Origin of the sequence: Marinobacterium sp. xm-g-48 (assembly GCF_013282925.1) — a bacterium.
Taxonomy (GTDB): Bacteria; Pseudomonadota; Gammaproteobacteria; order Pseudomonadales; family Balneatricaceae; genus Marinobacterium_E.
This window is the reverse complement of sequence record NZ_WBYQ01000005.1, coordinates 66703-84004: the sequence shown is the minus strand read 5'-3', so window position 1 is coordinate 84004 and position 17302 is coordinate 66703. Positions and strand designations below refer to the sequence as shown.

At 49.8% G+C, this 17302-nt stretch carries 14 protein-coding genes; 2 read left to right on the top strand and 12 right to left on the bottom strand.

What is annotated here, in order from left to right; all coding sequences use genetic code 11:
• Window position 1 precedes the first annotated feature (1 nt).
• The 3 genes from spoT to gmk form a co-directional block, all read right to left on the bottom strand.
• On the bottom strand, window positions 2-2128 hold the full coding sequence (gene spoT / locus XMG48_RS08960) for a bifunctional GTP diphosphokinase/guanosine-3',5'-bis pyrophosphate 3'-pyrophosphohydrolase (protein ID WP_173481729.1): 2127 nt from the start codon (window positions 2126-2128) through the stop codon (window positions 2-4).
• Between the two features lie 63 nt (window positions 2129-2191).
• Window positions 2192-2404 (bottom strand): DNA-directed RNA polymerase subunit omega, encoded by a 213-nt coding sequence (rpoZ, locus tag XMG48_RS08955; protein ID WP_173481728.1) that lies wholly within the window; start codon window positions 2402-2404, stop codon window positions 2192-2194.
• Between the two features lie 65 nt (window positions 2405-2469).
• Window positions 2470-3087: a guanylate kinase gene (gene gmk / locus XMG48_RS08950; protein ID WP_173481727.1), complete on the bottom strand. Its 618-nt coding sequence runs from the start codon at window positions 3085-3087 to the stop codon at window positions 2470-2472.
• Between the two features lie 187 nt (window positions 3088-3274).
• Between gmk and XMG48_RS08945 the strand changes: the two genes are divergently transcribed.
• On the top strand, window positions 3275-4327 hold the full coding sequence (locus XMG48_RS08945) for an aldo/keto reductase (RefSeq protein WP_173481726.1): 1053 nt from the start codon (window positions 3275-3277) through the stop codon (window positions 4325-4327).
• 42 nt (window positions 4328-4369) lie between these two features.
• Window positions 4370-5098 (top strand): SDR family oxidoreductase, encoded by a 729-nt coding sequence (locus tag XMG48_RS08940; protein WP_173481725.1) that lies wholly within the window; start codon window positions 4370-4372, stop codon window positions 5096-5098.
• 80 nt (window positions 5099-5178) lie between these two features.
• On the opposite strand, the gene XMG48_RS08935 is transcribed toward XMG48_RS08940, so the two are convergent.
• The 9 genes from XMG48_RS08935 to XMG48_RS08895 form a co-directional block, all read right to left on the bottom strand.
• Window positions 5179-8259, bottom strand: coding sequence for an efflux RND transporter permease subunit (locus XMG48_RS08935; RefSeq protein WP_173481724.1), 3081 nt, complete (start codon window positions 8257-8259; stop codon window positions 5179-5181).
• A gap of 1 nt (window position 8260) precedes the next feature.
• On the bottom strand, window positions 8261-9259 hold the full coding sequence (locus tag XMG48_RS08930; protein WP_173481723.1) for an efflux RND transporter periplasmic adaptor subunit: 999 nt from the start codon (window positions 9257-9259) through the stop codon (window positions 8261-8263).
• Window positions 9260-9386: 127 nt separating this feature from the next.
• The gene (locus tag XMG48_RS08925) at window positions 9387-9971 is read right to left on the bottom strand and encodes a DUF3501 family protein (RefSeq protein ID WP_173481722.1); all 585 of its coding nucleotides are present in this window, start codon (window positions 9969-9971) and stop codon (window positions 9387-9389) included.
• A 10-nt stretch (window positions 9972-9981) separates the two neighbouring features.
• On the bottom strand, window positions 9982-11322 hold the full coding sequence (locus tag XMG48_RS08920; RefSeq protein WP_173481721.1) for a heterodisulfide reductase-related iron-sulfur binding cluster: 1341 nt from the start codon (window positions 11320-11322) through the stop codon (window positions 9982-9984).
• 59 nt (window positions 11323-11381) lie between these two features.
• Window positions 11382-11813 (bottom strand): rubrerythrin family protein, encoded by a 432-nt coding sequence (locus XMG48_RS08915; RefSeq protein ID WP_173481720.1) that lies wholly within the window; start codon window positions 11811-11813, stop codon window positions 11382-11384.
• Window positions 11814-12063: 250 nt separating this feature from the next.
• A complete protein-coding gene (locus XMG48_RS08910; protein ID WP_173481719.1) occupies window positions 12064-13692 on the bottom strand; it encodes an electron transfer flavoprotein-ubiquinone oxidoreductase in 1629 nt (542 codons plus the stop codon).
• Window positions 13693-13730: 38 nt separating this feature from the next.
• Entirely contained in the window at window positions 13731-15500 is a 1770-nt protein-coding gene (locus XMG48_RS08905; RefSeq protein ID WP_173481718.1) for an acyl-CoA dehydrogenase, read from the bottom strand.
• Between the two features lie 74 nt (window positions 15501-15574).
• Complete coding sequence (locus XMG48_RS08900; protein WP_173481717.1) at window positions 15575-16501, bottom strand: electron transfer flavoprotein subunit alpha/FixB family protein; 927 nt, start codon at window positions 16499-16501, stop codon at window positions 15575-15577.
• A gap of 13 nt (window positions 16502-16514) precedes the next feature.
• Window positions 16515-17264, bottom strand: coding sequence for an electron transfer flavoprotein subunit beta/FixA family protein (locus tag XMG48_RS08895; protein ID WP_173481716.1), 750 nt, complete (start codon window positions 17262-17264; stop codon window positions 16515-16517).
• Window positions 17265-17302: the final 38 nt, after the last annotated feature.

The following is a 17302-nucleotide window of genomic DNA, read 5'->3' as shown; positions in this document are numbered from 1 at the left end:
GCTAAATTCGACTCACTCGGGTCACTTGCTTAATAGCACGCAGCTTTTTCATAACCCGCGCCAGATGAACACGGTTGGTCACTGTCAGTTCAATGGTAACGGCATTCATCTGACCATCTTTCTCGCCTGACAGTAGCTGATTGACGTTCCCGCCTACTGAAGAGACCGCCATCGCCAGCTGTGCGATGATGCCTCGTTGTGATTCAACCTGAACTTCTAAAACGGTGGTGTACTCATCCTCACCTGTTTCGCCCCACTCGATGTAGATGTTGCGATTGGTGGTCTCGTCACGCTTACCGTTGAGGTTGCGACAGTCAGAGCGGTGCACCACCAAGCCACGTCCTGCCGAGATATTACCGACAATATTGTCGCCAGGAATGGGGTAACAACAGCGAGCAAAGTGCATGACCATGCCTTCTGCACCCCGAATCGAGATCGGTTTACCGTCTGTACCAATAAGTGATTCTGGTTCGTCAGATTCACCATCCGTCGGTTGTAGACGCTGAGCGATGACGTAAGCCATTCGATTACCCAATCCGATATCTTCTAACAGATCATCGAGAGTCTCGAAGTTCAAATCTTGTAACAGCTTGTCCAGCTTATTCTGATCAAGCTGTTGATCACTGATCTCATATTGAGCCAAGTACTGGTTCAACAGGCGACGACCCAACTCGATCGACTCATGCTGTTTTTGGTTCTTCAAGAAGTGGCGAATCGCTGTCCTTGCTTTACCGGTCACAACAAAGTTGAGCCAAGCCATATTGGGTTGGGCACGTGGGGTTGTGATGATCTCAACGGTCTGACCGGTTTTCAGCGGCTCTGACAGCGGCGATAGATGTCGATCAACACGACAGGAGATACAGGAGTTACCCACGTCGGTATGAACCGCATAAGCAAAGTCGACCGGGGTTGCCCCTTTCGGTAGCTCAAGAATGCGTCCCTTCGGAGTGAAGACATAGACCTCATCTGGGAACAGCTCTTTCTTAACGCTGTCGATGAACTCCATCGAGTCACCGGCAGCCTGCTGCATTTCAAGCAGGCCTTGTAGCCATTTGCGCGCACGGTTGTAAGAGCCTTCGGCACTGCTGCCATCGCCACTCTGTTTGTAGTGGCTGTGTTCGGCAATACCCTGCGCAGCGACGGCATCCATCTCATGGGTTCTGATCTGTACCTCAATAGTAATATCGCGTGCACCAAACAGATCGGTATGCAGCGATTGGTAGCCATTTGCTTTTGGGATAGCAATGTAATCTTTGAAGCGCCCCGGTACGGGTTTAAACAGGTTATGTACTGCGCCTAAAATTCGGTAACAGTTATCAACAGATGTCGTAACAATACGAAAAGCGAACACATCCATGATGCTGGCAAAACTGCGATTTTCGCTCTTCATTTTGCGATAGATTGAGTAGAGGTGTTTCTCACGGCCGGTCACTTCACCGACTAACTCCTCCTGTTTCAAGCGGCGATTAATGGCCTCCTGTATCTCAGAGATAATATCTTTACGCTGCCCCCGCGCTTGCACCACCGCACGGCGAATGTACTTAGCACGCATCGGGTGGAAAGATTTAAACGCTAAATCCTCTAGCTCTACCTGAACATCACGCATACCCAAACGGGCTGCAATCGGTGCGTAGATATCCAGAGTCTCTTTAGCGATACGACGCTGTTTATCTGGGCGCATAGCACCCAACGTACGCATATTGTGAAGACGATCCGCTAGCTTAACGATGATGACGCGAATATCTTCTGCCATCGCTAAGACCATCTTCTGGAAGTTTTCTGCCTGCGCTTCCGCTTTGCTCTCGAACTCAAGATGCGTCAGTTTAGATACACCATCAACAACTCGTGCAACGGTTTCACCAAACTGGCCAGAGATACCGTCAAAATCGATCTCAGTATCTTCGATGACATCGTGCAACATGGCTGCTATTAGACAGTCGCGATCCATGTGCATCTCAGCAAGAACACTGGCAACGGCTAGGGGATGGGTAACGTAGGGCTCACCACTTTTACGACGCTGACCATCATGGGCCTGTTCCGCGTAAAAATAAGCACGCCTTACCTTTCGGATCTCATCGGAGTCCAAATATTCGGTAAGGCGTTCGGATAGAGCGTCTATAGTGGGCATCAGTTATCGCTTAACAAACAATATGATAAGGATGATGCCCCACTTTGAAGAGAGTTGGAAGAGTTAGTCTAGAACTGGCTCGTCAAGCACTGCGCGAGTTGTGTGACCTTCGGCGATTTCACGAAGAGCAACAACCGTTGGTTTGTCATTTTCCCATTCAACTTTAGGATCTTGACCACCCGTAGCGATCTGACGCGCACGTTTAGACGCAACCATTACAAGTTCAAAACGGTTATCAAGATTGTCTAGGCAATCTTCTACAGTAACACGTGCCATGAGTAACCTCTTTAAAGAGTAGTAACAAATTCGAACCGGCGATTGTACAGAGTTTAGGCAGCTCTCTACAAGAGTTCAGCCAGTAATCTTTGCTGCGCCTGCTGTTGAACCGCCATTTCTAAACGATTTGCGGTAAAAATAGCGGCCAATTGATCCAGAGCGGTCTCAAACTGGTCATTAATCACTAGGTAGTCAAAGTCGCCGTAGTGACTCATCTCAGATTCAGCTTGCGCCATACGACCGGCAATCACCTCGTCACTGTCGGTGCCACGCCCGGTTAATCGACGCAGAAGCTCTTCGCGACTCGGTGGCAAAATGAAAATAGAGCGCGCTTTGGGCATCTTTTCACGAACGATCTCAGCACCCTGCCAATCTATCTCTAGAATCACATCGATACCCTGTGCCAGTTGCGACTCCACCCAGCCTTTTGATGTGCCGTACTTATTGGTAAAGACTTCTGCGTATTCGAGAAATTGTCCCGCTTCGATCAGACGATCAAATTCAGGTAGATCAACGAAGTTGTAGGAAACACCGTCCTCCTCGCCAGGCCTAGCAGCGCGGGTAGTATGAGACACCGACACGCGAATGCGCTGATCGCGCTCTAATAACGCTTTAACGAGACTGGTTTTACCGGCACCGGACGGAGCGGAAATGATATAAAGAAAGCCCTGAGCTGCTGACATAACTGACACCCTGATTAATAAGCCGAGAATGATATAACAACATAAGGCTCCTGTTTAGGGATAGAACCGAAACACTAGAACCAGCAGAGGGCAACTAACAATAGAGTCACCGAATCTATACAGAGTGTGTTAGCGTAAAGCATTAACCTGCCCACTTAGAATTTGATTCAGCTTAGAAGGAGTTAGCATGCAGTTCAGCCGTTTAGGAACCAGTGGTTTAGACGTTTCGCGAATCTGTTTAGGCACCATGACTTGGGGGAAACAGAACACCCAAGCCGAAGCCGATGAACAGATCGAGCATGCATTGTCGGTTGGCATTAATTTTTTTGATACCGCCGAGATGTACGCAGTACCCCCAACGGCTGAGACCTACGGAAAAACAGAAGCGATTATTGGTAACTGGCTTGCCCGCAACCCTTCTCGTCGCAGTGAGATGATCATCGCCACCAAAATCGCTGGAATTGGACTACCCTGGGTTCGAAGCGGGGGGCCCATTACTGGCAAGGCAGTAATTGAAGCGGTCGACAACTCACTTGAGCGTCTACAGACTGACTACATCGATCTTTACCAACTGCACTGGCCAAACCGGACATCACCCCACTTTGGTAAGCATACGCCAAACTTCTTCAAGTTCAGCGACATTAACGCGGCGGAGCATGAAGCTCAGATGCTCGATATCTTGAAAGGGTTAGACCATTGCATAAAAGCGGGAAAAATTCGTCATTTTGGCCTGTCTGACGATACCACTTGGGGTATCAACACCTATCTAAAACTGAGCCGTGAATACGATCTGCCAAAACCCGTATCGATTCAGAATGAGTTTAGTCTATTGCATGCCAAAGATTGGCCCTATTTGATCGAAAACTGCGTTCACGAAGAGATCGCCTATCTTCCTTGGTCACCGTTGGCATCAGGATTACTCTCTGGCAAATACGCTGATGGAGCAATGCCGAAAGGAAGCCGCTGGAGCATCTCAAACCCCGCTGCCCTGCATCGGAATACACCCCAGGCTCATGAAGCTGTTGCAGAGTACGTCAAGTTAGCCAAACAGTTTGGTTACACCCCGTCACAGCTTGCACTCGCATGGTGTGATCAGGTTGATGGCGTAACCTCTACCATTATTGGGGCGACCTCAATGGATCAACTAAAAGAGGACATCGCCGCTTTTGATATGCTACTGTCTGAAGAGCTACAAACTGAGTTAGCGGCTGTCTTTAAGCGCTACCCTCAACCCTTTTAAGAGGCGGCTATCCTGATAGCCGATGCAAAATAAGAGATTGATATGAGCGAACAATTAAAAGGCAAAATTGCCGCGGTTACAGGCTCTGCGTCAGGCATTGGTTTCGCCAGTGCCAAAGCGATGCTGGATGAAGGTGCCACAGTTATCTTTATCGATCGAAACGAGTCTGCGCTGTCTGATATCTGCAGTCGTCTTGGGGATAAGGCTCTACCACTGGTCATTGACCTGCTCGATCCGGAACAGTGCAAAGAGATGGTGCCACGCATTCTGGAGATGACTGGGCATCTGGATATCTTTCACGCCAACGCTGGGCTCTATGTCGGCGGAGATCTCATGGAGTCTGACGCTGACCAGATTGATCGAATGCTGAATTTAAATATCAATGTGGTGATGAAAAACGTACAAGCTGTGTTAGCGCATATGATTGAGCGAGAGACCGGTGACATTTTGGTGACCAGCTCGCTAGCAGCCCACTACCCGACGCCATGGGAACCTATTTATGCCTCATCAAAATGGGCGATCGACTGTTTTGTTCAGACGACTCGACGTCAGATGTTTAAGCACGGCATTCGTATTGGATCGGTATCACCTGGGCCTGTGGCAACGGGATTACTCTCGGACTGGCCGGAAGGTAAATTAAAAGAGGCTCGTGCCAATGGCAGCCTAATCGAGCCAGAAGAGATCGCAGAGGCGTTGCTGTTTATGTTGACTAGGCCACGTCATATGACTGTGCGTGACATGGTCATCATTCCAACGAATTTTGATCTCTGATGGGCGAGTAATTTTCGCTTCGCACCGAGTGCTAGCTCCTAAGGCAGGTTTCATACCTTGGAGCTAGCGTTAAAACTACTTCAGCTTTCAGAAATTCGCTTAACCGCTCTTCGCATCGACAGACGATAAAGAAGCGGAATCACAAACAGCGTTAGCACAGACGAGAAGCCCAAGCCCCATACGATCGAGGTGGCGACTGGGCCCCAGATCAGTGACTTACCACCCAGACCCGCTGCAAGCGAAAATAGACCCGCCATGGTGGTCAGGGTAGTAATCAATACCGGAATGACCCGTCGACGCGAAGCATAAAGCGTCGCATGCATCAGGCTCATGCCATTGCCAATTCGGTCATTGGCGGCCGATATCAGTACGATCGCGGCATTCACGGCAATACCGGCTAAGGCCACGACACCGTACATAGTGTAGAGACTGAGCGGGTTTTGCGTCACGATCAAGCCCAATACAACACCGGTAAACGCCAGTGGCACTGTCGCCAAGATCATTAATGGCTGCCAGTAACTGCGGAACTGCGTGCCCAATATTAGATACATCAAGCCGACGCCGACCAAGAAGAGAATCGCAATCGAATCCATACTCTCTTGAATATCATCCAACTCACCCGAGAAGTCGAGATCGATGGCAGGATATTGCGCTTCGTACTCCTTCCAGCGCTCTAGCAAGAAGGCGTTGGCTTGTACGGTATCCATACCGCCAGAGCGAAGGTCAGCCTCTAAGGTGATTGCACGACGGAAGTTGTAGTGACGAATGTTACCCAACGACTGTTTACGCTCCTCTATTACCAACTCCGACAGAGGAATAGCACCGCCCGCGGGAACAGGAATACGGTAGCTAAGCAGACGCTCAAGAGAGGGTAGCGACTCAGGATTAGCACGAACACGAACATCCAGGCGTTCACCGGCATCTCGCATACTCGCGACAACTTCACCGTCGACCAATAGGCGCAGGGTGCGACGAACATCCGCAGGGTTCAAACCTGTACGATTGATCGCATCACTGTCTAACTCCAGACTCAACTCATAACGACCACGAGCCGCATCGTCTTCAACATCCACGAAATCTTCGTGACTGTTCAGAATTTCAATCAGAATGTTGGTAGCGTCGCGAATCTCTTGGTAATCATCACCACGTACCTTGACCGAGATCGGTTTAGAGGCAGGCGGACCACCCGATAGGCGCAAGAATGAGATGCGAATCGGACCGGCAATGTCACCCAAATCTTCACGCACCGCATCGGTCATCTCTTCAACTGTGCGCAGTTCAGGTGTTTTAGGGTTTAGACCGACAAGAATCTGGCCGTACTGCTCGCCAATACGCGGCTCTGTCTCGGTAAACATCTGACCGGCATAGCTTGCGATGGCGCGCACTTCCCCGTCACGCACATTTTGACGGACACGCTCTTCCACACGTGAGACCACCTCCATCGTTTTCGCGACAGGCGTCGCTGCCGGCATTTCAACGTTCACATAGAATAGGCGGACAGGATCGGCCGCAAAGAAATCCATCTTAATGTAGCCGTTGCCTAGGGCACCGACCGCGCCTATCAGTGGCAATACGGCGACAATCAGTGAGAGAACCGGACGGCGCAGCGCTTTGATCAACAGACGAACATAGGTGATCTGCACGCGGTGGGTCATGGTTTCACGCAGACGCTGAATTCGACTCGGTTTATCAAACCCAACCTTAGCCGCCAAAATGTGGGCAGGCAGCATCCAAAAGGCTTCAATCAGACTGATCGCTAGGGCGATCGACACCACCATAGGAATAACCTTCATGAACTTGCCCAAAATACCGGGCAGTAGCATCAGCGGTAAAAAAGCGGCGATGGTGGTCAGTACCGCCGCTGTGACGGGAGCCGCTACCTCTTTCAACGAACCCTGAACGGCGGCAATCCCCGAAAATCCGCGCTGTAGCCGATAGTAGATCGATTCGACCACAACGACGGCGTCATCAACCAACATACCCAACACAATCACCACACCCAACAGCACGGTGACGTTCAACGTTTCGCCCAGTCCCGCCAGTACCCAGAAAGTGGCTGCCAAAATAAAGGGGATGCCGATCGCTGTGAGCAGTGCGATGCGTGTACCTAAGAAGAGCCAAGCCACAACCAACACCAGGATCAGACCGATCAGGGCATTGTTCTCCATGATTTGAATCGACTTGCGCGTCGCAATGGTCTGATCATCGATCAAGACCATCTCGACACCGGTCTCAACCGATAGAGCATTTCGCTCATCCATGTAGGTCTGAACACGCTCAACCAATTCCAGGGTGTTGGCACCCTCTTTCTTCATTACCGCCAACAGCACAGCCGGTTTATCATCGACACGTACTAAGAAACTAGAATCTTCACGAGCGCGCTCGACACTGGCGACACGTGACAGTGGCACTTCTCCCGATGCCCCCAATACCGGTCGATTGGCCAGATAGCTTGGGTCAGCGGCCGTACCGACAACACGCACCAACCAGTTACGATCGCCTTGTACCAAGTTACCAGCCGCCTCATCTTGGAAGAAGGCAGTAACGGTGTTGGCAACCTGTTGTGGGGTAATGCCTAGGGCTTCCAGTTCAGAGACATCCAGATTGACCTGCAGTTCTGGGTCAGGCAGTGCCACAGGGTCGATGCGAGAAACGCCTTTAAGCTGGGACAGATCTTTGTCGATACGAGTCGCTTGCAGACGCAGGTTCTCGTCATCCGCCAAGCTGGTCACCGCCACCGTTGCGGCAGGGAAGGCATTGGAGCTGGTGATCTCCAGAATCAGTGAATCTAACGCAGCATCCGGCAGTTCAGATTCAGTGTTTTGTATTTCACGACGCAGATCGGCTAAGCGTTTATCGAAGGTACGATCATCGATGTCCTCAAAGCGCACTAGGATACTAGAGATCCCTTCACGTGAATTACTCGAGACAAACTTTACATCGGCCAGTGAACGTAACGCATCTTCAAGCGGATCCGTCACCTTACTCTCAACATCAAGCGCTGTAGCACCCGGCAGCGGTGTGGTGACGATGATCCAGTTGAAGTTGATGGTTGGATCTTGTTGGCGGGGTAGTCCTTGATAACTCAACAGACCGACCGCCAGTACTAGCAAGAAGGTCAGGTTAGCTAGCACATGGTTAGTAATGAAGCGTTGCCACATATCAGCGCACCTCTACCGCTTCGCCCTCGACTGCGAGCAATCGACCCTCGGTAATGACCTGTGACCCCTTGGGAAGATCAACCGCCGCAGGCTGACCCTCTATGGCACCGTCGACGACGACAAATTGTGCGACACCCTGCTCTTCAAGCAACAGACCAAGCTTCCATTCGCCATCGACTTTACGACGAACCAACAGTTCAGAGGAGACGTGCGGTTGATTGGCGGTCCAGGTTAAACGACCCGTTGCACCAATCTCGGGCGTCGCTTCAGTAAAAATAAAACGGTAGGTCTGCGTGCGTTCGCGACGATCAATAATGGGCAATTTAGCTCTTAACTCAACCGCGAAAGATTGGCCGTTGCTTTCAAACCACACCTTGCTCTCAGCAACCCCTTTTCCAGGGGCGACTTTGGCTTCTAGTTCTGCCCCATCCGTTTGAACCAACTGAAGCAGAGGCATACCGGGAGCGGCTAAGGCACCTAGCTGAGCCATTCGTGCTGCAATGACTCCATCGAATGGAGCAACCAGCGAACAATTTTCAGTCGCAATACCAGCCAGTTCAATCTGACGGTTTTGCACATCGATGCGGGCATCCAATGAGGTAAGCGCCGTTTCACGCTGTTGCAGAGCATCGTCACCTAGATTGCCTCGTTTGTTCAAGGTCTTGGCACGTTCGTATTGATCACTCAAAAGTGGGCGTTGTGAGCGCAACTCACTCAAAACCGCTTTTTGCGTCGCCAACTGACTCTCGTAGGTACGGCAATCTAAATTCACCAGAGCGTCGCCCTGCTTCACTCGATCACCCACCTCAACATTGATCTTCACAATACGTGCAGAGAGCTCTGCACTCAGCGCAGCATCATTGGCACTGATCACTTCTGCAGGTGCTGAGAATGTTGGGTAATAGACTAAGTCAGCAAAAGACTGAGTCGACACCACAGGTGCTGCCTGAACACTATTAGCTATGCCAAACACTAGAACAAAAAGAAGGGAGCGCATCATTAACCTCGATTGTGACGGATGGTCTAAAAATCTAGACCGATATCTACGCAGTCTAGCAAGGAATGGTGCATTGCAAAATGAAAGAGTGAGAGGGTGGCCGACTGCACCCTCTCTTCAGGGATCAGAACTATTTAAGATCAGCGGTTAAAGTAACCTGAGTTTCTGGGTCCACTTCATCAACATGGTGCTGATAGTTGGGGTGGTCCACACCGACAGCAAGAGCCGCACCCGCTTTGAGTGTCGCGATCATCTCATCGGTCAATTCAAAACGCATGAAGTGGACGGCACTGGTCTTCTCTTCAGTACTGCGCTCTAGATCTTCATCGGCTATTGCAAACACCTTTTCATGGCCGAATACCTGAACATAGGTTTTGTGTTCAAGCCCGACCAACTTACCCAGTGCCACTTTGCGCTCATCTGGATCGGCAAATTCAATGAGCTGTGTACACTTCAGGTTGGTCCCATCTGGAATCAGTGGGTTGTAGGCATCCAACTCATCTTGAATACCCTCTTCATCGAAGGTTTTCTCGATGCGAAGCATCTCTTGGATCTGGTAGCGGATGGTCAACTCGTCTTCAAACTGAAGCGTGACGTTGGGACCAATAAAGACCGTTCTTCGACGGCGGTGCTCCAGTGCCTTTTTACGAAATTCAGGACGTTCTTTGTGGTAGGTTTCCAGCGACATTAACGAGTCGCGTACTAATTGGGTCATACTCTACTCCTTAAATGCCATAAGCCTTGCGCAATAGTGATATTGGGTGTGACTTTTCTGGCTGCTTATCGTGATTTTTATCGATACCTTGTGCGATGTGAGCTCCTCCCAATGGGCAGTCACTCGAAATGTAATCCGGATCAAAATCAGCCATCTGACGGAATACCGGCTTACCTATCTTCATCGCTTTTTCATGAAACTCTTTCTTAACACCGTAAGTGCCCGCGTGACCACTGCATCGCTCTACTGTTTTTAGTTCGGTATCAGGAATCTGCTTCAACATCTCTTCGGTTTTCTTACCGACGTTTTGCACGCGACCGTGACAGGGAACATGGTAAGAGACTTTACCTAGTCCTTGTTCAAACTCCGCTTTCAATAGACCATCTTTTTGACGTGCGATCAGGTATTCAAACGGATCCCAAAATGCTTCCTGTACCAACTTAACCTCTTCGTCATCCGGGTACATTAGTGGCAGCTCTTGTTTAAACATCAAGGTACAACTTGGCACAGCCGACGTCAGCGCATAACCCTCTTTGGCTAACTTAGCCAGTTGCGGGATGTTGATACGTTTTAGTGAGTCCACCCCTTCAAGATCGCCCTGCTCTAGCTTCGGCATGCCACAGCAGACCTCTTTCTGAGCAAAGGTCCAAGGTATGTCGTTGTGCTCTAGTACTGCAATAAAATCTTCACCAATACCCGGCTCGTTGTAATTGATGTAGCAGGTCGCAAACAGTGCCACTTTGCCGGGTGTGCGTTCACCCGCTACAACGTCAAAAATCTCATTCGGCTTGGCTTTGCTGCGTAACTTCTTACTTGCAAATGGCGGTAACCATGCCTCTTCGTCAACGCCTAAGGTTGCAGAGAGTGCTTTGCGCGTCGGCTTCCAATGGTTAACCGTATTAATCGTCTCACTGACAATGGGGATACCGGCTAGCTTACCGGTGGTGTCAGTGCTGGATAAAATCTTGTCGCGCATGGGGAGACCCTTCTCTTTGGTCTCGACCGCTTTAGCGCGCAGCATAAGATGCGGAAAATCTAAATCAAACGGGTGTGGAGGTACGTAAGGGCACTTCGCCATGTAACACATGTCACAGAGGTAGCACTGATCAACAACCTTCTTGTAGTCCTCTTTAGCAACACCATCGACTTCCATAGTTTCGCTTTCATCAATCAGATCAAACAGCGTTGGGAAGGCGTCACATAAACTCAGGCAACGACGGCAACCGTGACAGATATCAAAGACGCGCTCCATCTCTTGGTGAAGGTCATCTTTGTCGTAAAAAGTTGGATTTTTCCAATCCAGAGGATGGCGTGTTGGGGCTTCTAGATTGCCCTCTTTTTTTGTACTCATAACACTCTCCAGGCAAAGATCGATAGGTCGAACAGGTTGCCCGACCTATCGTGGGCTGATTACGCTTCCGCTTTGTAAGCTTCCAGTGTTTTCTGGAACTTATTAGCGTGACTGCGTTCTGCTTTTGCAAGCGTCTCGAACCAATCAGCAATCTCGTCAAAGCCCTCTTCACGAGCTGCTTTCGCCATGCCTGGGTACATGTCAGTGTACTCGTGAGTTTCACCTGCAATCGCAGATTCCAGTGCTTCCGCCACATTACCTGCAGCTAGACCAGTTTCAGGGTCACCTGAACCACCATCGATTAGGTATTCCATGTGGCCGTGCGCGTGACCAGTTTCACCTTCAGCCGTATTACGGAATACGTTGGCTACTTCTGGAGCACCCTCGATGTCTGCCATGTTGGCAAAATATAGGTAACGACGGTTTGCTTTTGATTCGCCAGCGAATGCTGCCTTTAGATTCTCTTCTGTTTTAGTACCTTTGAGATCCATGATGTTCTCTCCTATTTTTGTTAGCTAACTAAACAGAGCTTGGACAAGAAAATTTCTTGTCTCACTTAAAAATACGCCAGGATCTCAAAATTGGCTTAATTTTAATTTTCTATGGTGCTGATAGATCTTTCCTATTCACCTTTCAACCCTAAAGCTGGCAACATAAAGCGGTCTCTTTAAGAAACGAAAAAGAGAGCTAAAAAGCTCTCTTTAATTAGTAATTCACCAGGCCGCTAAACCAATGCCTGATTTACATGTTCGGGTAGTTAGGGCCGCCGCCACCCTCTGGTGCCACCCAACGAATATTCTGGGTGGGGTCTTTGATGTCACAGGTCTTACAGTGCAGGCAGTTGGCTGCGTTAATCTGAAGGCGTGGTTCGGCTTCATCTTCAAGCACTTCATATACACCGGCTGGGCAGTAACGCTGTGCTGGCTCTGCATACTGAGCAAAGTTAACGGTGATAGGAACACGGCTATCCTTCAGCTGTAGGTGACAAGGCTGATCCTCCTCATGCACGGTGTTCGAAATAAACACTGACGAAAGCTTATCGAATGATAGCTTTCCGTCTGGTTTAGGGTAATCGATCTTCGTACACTCGCTTGCTGGACGCAGCATCTCATGGTCGACGTGAGTATCGTGCAGTGTCACTGGGATACGACCACCAAAGATGTTCTGATCCAGCGTATTGAAAGCGCCACCAAGAATTGGACCAAACTTATGTAGAGCTGGGCCAAAGTTACGTGAGCTGTACAACTCTTGGTACAACCAAGAGTTTTTGTAGAGATCATTAAATGTGGTTGCCGTGTTTGACTCTTCAGCAATAGCAGAGACTACCGCTTCGGCCGCCAACATGCCCGACTTCATTGCCGTGTGAACACCTTTGATGCGCGAGAAGTTCAAGGTACCGGCATCACAACCGATCAATAGACCACCAGGGAAGGTCATCTCTGGAAGACAGTTGTAACCACCCTTAGCAATGGCACGTGCACCGTAAGAGACACGAGTACCGCCCTCTAAGTACTGCGCGATTTTCGGGTGGTGCTTCATACGTTGGAATTCATCAAAAGGACTGACCCAAGGGTTTGAGTAGTTCAAATCGACGATTAGGCCCACAACGACCTGATTATTCTCAGCATGGTAAAGGAAGAAGCCACCACTTGTACCGTCACTCAATGGCCAACCAGAGCCATGAATCACCAAGCCCTCTTTATGTTGCGCAGGATCGATATCCCATAGCTCTTTAATACCAAGACCGTAGTGCTGAGGATCTTTGCCCTCATCCAAGTTGAACTGACTGATCAGCTCTTTACCTAAATGACCGCGACAGCCTTCGGCAAAGAGTGTGAACTTAGCCTGCAGCGCCATGCTCGGCACGTAGCTATCTTTCTCTTCACCGTTTTCGCCAATGCCCATCGCACCGGTGAGAACACCTTTGACACTGCCGTCTTCGTTATAAAGAACTTCAGCCGCAGGGAAGCCAGGAAACACCTCAACACCCAAGGCTTCAGCCTGTTCTGACAACCAACGTGACAGATTGCCAACAGAGGCGATGTAACAGCCGTGGTTGTGCATCGTTTTAGGTGCCACAAAGTTAGGCACTGTAATCGATTTTATCTCGTTTTTCAGAAGGACGATTTCGTCTGTTTTCGCTTCAGTGACCAGGGGTGCGCCCTGCTCTTTCCAATCTGGGAAGAGTTCAGTTAACGCTTTAGGATCGACCACCGCGCCTGACAGGATATGACCACCCACCTCAGCCGCTTTCTCAACAACACAGACCATCAGATCAGCATTGAGTTGTTTGATCTTACAAGCAGCTGCAAGTCCCGCAGGGCCTGCACCTACAATTAGGACATCAAAGTCCATTACTTCATAATCCATTGATCTCTCCTAAAACGACTCAATCACTGAAATGTAAATTAAAACTGTTCGTCACTCAGCACAAATGCGGCATCAAGGCCCGTCATAATCGTTTGTGCATGAGCTTCTGCTCGTGGCAAGTAGTGCTCTGCATAAAAGCGCACGGTGGCAACTTTAGCGGCCAAAAACTCATCCGAGTAAGCAGAACCTGCTCCGCTTAAGGCTTTAGCTCGAATGGCCTCTTTTGCCATTAGGTAGGCGCCGGTGAGGTAGCCCATCTGCATTAAGAAATCGAATGCGACCGCACCCATTAAGCTGCGATCGGCAGCAGCACGATCAAGAATAAACTCTCGAATCTCTCGTGCGCGGGCCACGGATGCCACAAAACGATTGGCCATCTTATCAAGTCCGCACGCTCGAAGATCGGCTTCAATAGCCGCCATTTCATCAAGCAGATCCGCTAACGCTGCACCGTTATCGCTCAAGGTTTTACGACCAATCAGATCCAGTGCCTGAATGCCGTTAGTACCTTCATAAATGGCTAAGATACGGGCGTCACGGTAGTGCTGAGCCGCGCCAGCCTCTTCGATAAAGCCCATGCCACCATGAACCTGAATATTCAGAGAGGTCAGTTCATTGGCCATCTCTGTCATCCAGCCCTTCACGATCGGCGTTAACAGTTCAACACGCGCTTTAGCCGCCGTTTGATCACCCTCGATGTGCGAACGATCAATCTCAGCAGCAGCAACTAGGGCCAATGCACGCATCGATTCACAGCCCGAGCGCATCGCCATCAACATGCGACGCACATCGGGATGCTCAATAATAGGGATTTTCGAACCATCTTTACGACTGCCCTGTGTGCGCTCTTTCGCGTAGGCAACCGCTTGCTGATAAGCACGTTCAGAGATCGACAAACCCTGCAGACCCACCGACTGACGTGCATGGTTCATCATGGTGAACATGTAAGCCAAGCCTTTGTTCTCTTCACCGACCAGGTAGCCTACTGCACCGCCATTATCGCCAAAACTCATCGTACAGGTTGGCGAACCATGAATGCCCAATTTGTGCTCTAGAGAGATGCATTTTGCATCGTTTAGCTCTGCAGGCTCTCCGTTCTCATCCAGCAAGAACTTAGGCACGATAAACAGCGAAATCCCTTTTACACCGGCCGGTGCATCTGGAAGTCGCGCCAAGACTAAATGCACAATGTTCGGGGTCATCTGATGATCGCCCCAAGTGATGTAGATCTTCTGGCCTGAGATCAGGTAGTGATCGCCATTCGGTACCGCTTTGGTTGAAACGGCTGCTAAATCTGAACCCGCGTTAGGTTCAGTCAGATTCATGGTGCCGGTCCACTCACCGCTGACTAAGCGCGATAGGTACTGATCTTTTAGCTCATCACTGCCGTGAGCGATCAGTGCTTCAATCGAACCCTGAGTCAACATCGGGCAGAGTGCAAACGCCATATTGGCCGAGTGCCAAAGCTCGTTCACGGCGGTACCCACTACATTCGGAAGGGCCTGCCCACCAAAAGCTTCCGGCGCGGTTAAGGTTGCCCAACCGTTCTCCATGTACTGCTGGTAAGCATCCGAGAAACCTGAGGTCTCTATAACCTTATCACCGTCAAGGCGTGCGCCATTTTGGTCACCCACTGCATTGAGCGGAGCCAGTACTTCAGATGCGAGCTTACCCGCCTCTTCAACGACGACATTGGCCAGTTCAAGATTAACTTCATCCAGGCCCATCGCCTGGCAAAGTTGATCGAATTCAACCAATTGATCCAATACAAAAGCGGTGTCCTGTGCAGGCGCGTTATAGATACTCATAGAATAGATTCCCGATTTGGAAAGCGTTGGAAAGCTCTTAAAAACAGAGGGCAGCTAGGCTGCCCTTGTTTGATTTAGATTTTCGATACTAGCTCTGGAAGGATCTCGTGTAGATCACCCACTAGACCGTAGTCTGCAATGCCGAAGATTGGCGCTTCTTCATCTTTGTTAATAGCAACGATAGTGCCTGACTCTTTCATACCTGCAAGGTGCTGGATAGCGCCTGAGATACCTACAGCAATGTATAGCTTAGGCGCTACCATCTTACCTGTCTGGCCAACCTGCATATCGTTTGGCACAAAGCCGCTGTCGACCGCAGCACGTGATGCGCCCACTGCAGCACCAAGCTTATCTGCAAGTTCGAATACCTTAGCGAAGTCCTCTTTAGAACCTACACCACGACCACCTGAAACAACGATATCTGCAGATTCAAGTTCTGGACGATCTGATTCGCTCACCTCTGCACCTACGAAACGTACTTTCGCAGCTGGGACAGTCACTGATGCCGCTTCAACAGCAGCTGAACCGCCATTACCAGCAGCAGCAAATGCAGTACCACGAACAGTCATCACTTTAAGCGCGTCGCTGCTCTTCATAGTCGCGATAGCGTTACCAGCGTAGATTGGACGCTTGAACGTATCTGCATCGATCACTTCGATAACTTCAGATAGCTGATTCACACCGCAAAGTGCAGCAACACGTGGTGCCAAATCTTTACCGAAAGTGCTCGCACCTAAAATAACGTGCGTGTAATCACCTGCAAGCTGCTTAGCGATTGGTGCAACAAACTCAGCAAGTGAGTGTTCAAGAGCAGAATCTTCAACTGTTAGGACACGATCAACACCCGCAACTGAAGCTGCCTGCGCTGCAGCCGCAGCTACAGAAGAACCTACCACTAGCACATCAACTGGCGCGCCTAGTTTAGTTGCAGCAGTCACTGCGGAAAGAGTTGCACCTTTAAGTGACTGACTGTCGTGTTCAGCAATAATCAACGTTTTCATCATCAACTCTCCCTTAAATAACCTGTGCTTCGTTACGTAGCTTGTCGATCAGTGCATCTACTGAATCCACTTTGATACCGCCGCTACGCTCTGCTGGAGTCTCAACAGAGATAAGCTCTACGCTGTTTGTTAGCTCAACGCCAAGGTCAGCTAGAGTCTTAACATCCAGTGGCTTACGTTTAGCCTGCATGATTTTTGGCAGTGCTGCGAAACGTGGTTCGTTCAAACGAAGGTCAGTAGTGATAACTGCTGGAAGATCCATCTCAACAGTCACAAGACCGCCATCCACTTCACGAGTTACCTGAGCTTTACCGTCTGCAATTTTTACTTCAGATGCGAAAGTTGCCTGTGGCACATCTAGAAGAGCCGCAAGCATCTGACCAGTCTGGTTATTATCAGAGTCGATCGCTTGTTTACCAAGAATAAAGATGCCAGCATTTTCAGACTCGTTCACTTTCGCAAGAATGCGAGCAACATCAAGAGAGTTTAGTTTGCCTTCCGCTTCGACCTGCACACCTCGATCTGCACCTAGTGCCATTGCGTAACGCATCTGCTCCTGACAAGACTTGTCACCAATTGAAACCACAACGATCTCAGACACGACACCCGCCTCTTTAAGACGTACAGCTTCTTCAACTGCAATCTCACAGAATGGGTTGATCGACATCTTAGTGTTTGCCAAATCTACATCGCTGTTATCCGCTTTAACGCGAACCTTAACGTTGTAGTCAATAACGCGTTTTACTGCGACTAATGCTTTCATGTTAACTCCTTAAATCCTGGCCACTAAGACCAGTCTAC

Excerpts from the sequence above, each read along its gene's own strand:
- XMG48_RS08945 (WP_173481726.1), top strand. The coding sequence starts at position 3,275 with ATGCAGTTCAGCCGTTTAGGAACCAGTGGTTTAGACGTTTCGCGAATC.
- XMG48_RS08910 (WP_173481719.1), bottom strand. The coding sequence starts at position 13,692 with ATGGATTATGAAGTAATGGACTTTGATGTCCTAATTGTAGGTGCAGGC.
- XMG48_RS08895 (WP_173481716.1), bottom strand. The coding sequence starts at position 17,264 with ATGAAAGCATTAGTCGCAGTAAAACGCGTTATTGACTACAACGTTAAG.
- gmk (WP_173481727.1), bottom strand. The coding sequence starts at position 3,087 with ATGTCAGCAGCTCAGGGCTTTCTTTATATCATTTCCGCTCCGTCCGGT.
- XMG48_RS08925 (WP_173481722.1), bottom strand. The coding sequence starts at position 9,971 with ATGACCCAATTAGTACGCGACTCGTTAATGTCGCTGGAAACCTACCAC.
- rpoZ (WP_173481728.1), bottom strand. The coding sequence starts at position 2,404 with ATGGCACGTGTTACTGTAGAAGATTGCCTAGACAATCTTGATAACCGT.
- XMG48_RS08915 (WP_173481720.1), bottom strand. The coding sequence starts at position 11,813 with ATGGATCTCAAAGGTACTAAAACAGAAGAGAATCTAAAGGCAGCATTC.
- XMG48_RS08940 (WP_173481725.1), top strand. The coding sequence starts at position 4,370 with ATGAGCGAACAATTAAAAGGCAAAATTGCCGCGGTTACAGGCTCTGCG.
- XMG48_RS08905 (WP_173481718.1), bottom strand. The coding sequence starts at position 15,500 with ATGAGTATCTATAACGCGCCTGCACAGGACACCGCTTTTGTATTGGAT.
- XMG48_RS08935 (WP_173481724.1), bottom strand. The coding sequence starts at position 8,259 with ATGTGGCAACGCTTCATTACTAACCATGTGCTAGCTAACCTGACCTTC.
- spoT (WP_173481729.1), bottom strand. The coding sequence starts at position 2,128 with ATGCCCACTATAGACGCTCTATCCGAACGCCTTACCGAATATTTGGAC.
- XMG48_RS08900 (WP_173481717.1), bottom strand. The coding sequence starts at position 16,501 with ATGAAAACGTTGATTATTGCTGAACACGACAGTCAGTCACTTAAAGGT.
- XMG48_RS08930 (WP_173481723.1), bottom strand. The coding sequence starts at position 9,259 with ATGATGCGCTCCCTTCTTTTTGTTCTAGTGTTTGGCATAGCTAATAGT.
- XMG48_RS08920 (WP_173481721.1), bottom strand. The coding sequence starts at position 11,322 with ATGAGTACAAAAAAAGAGGGCAATCTAGAAGCCCCAACACGCCATCCT.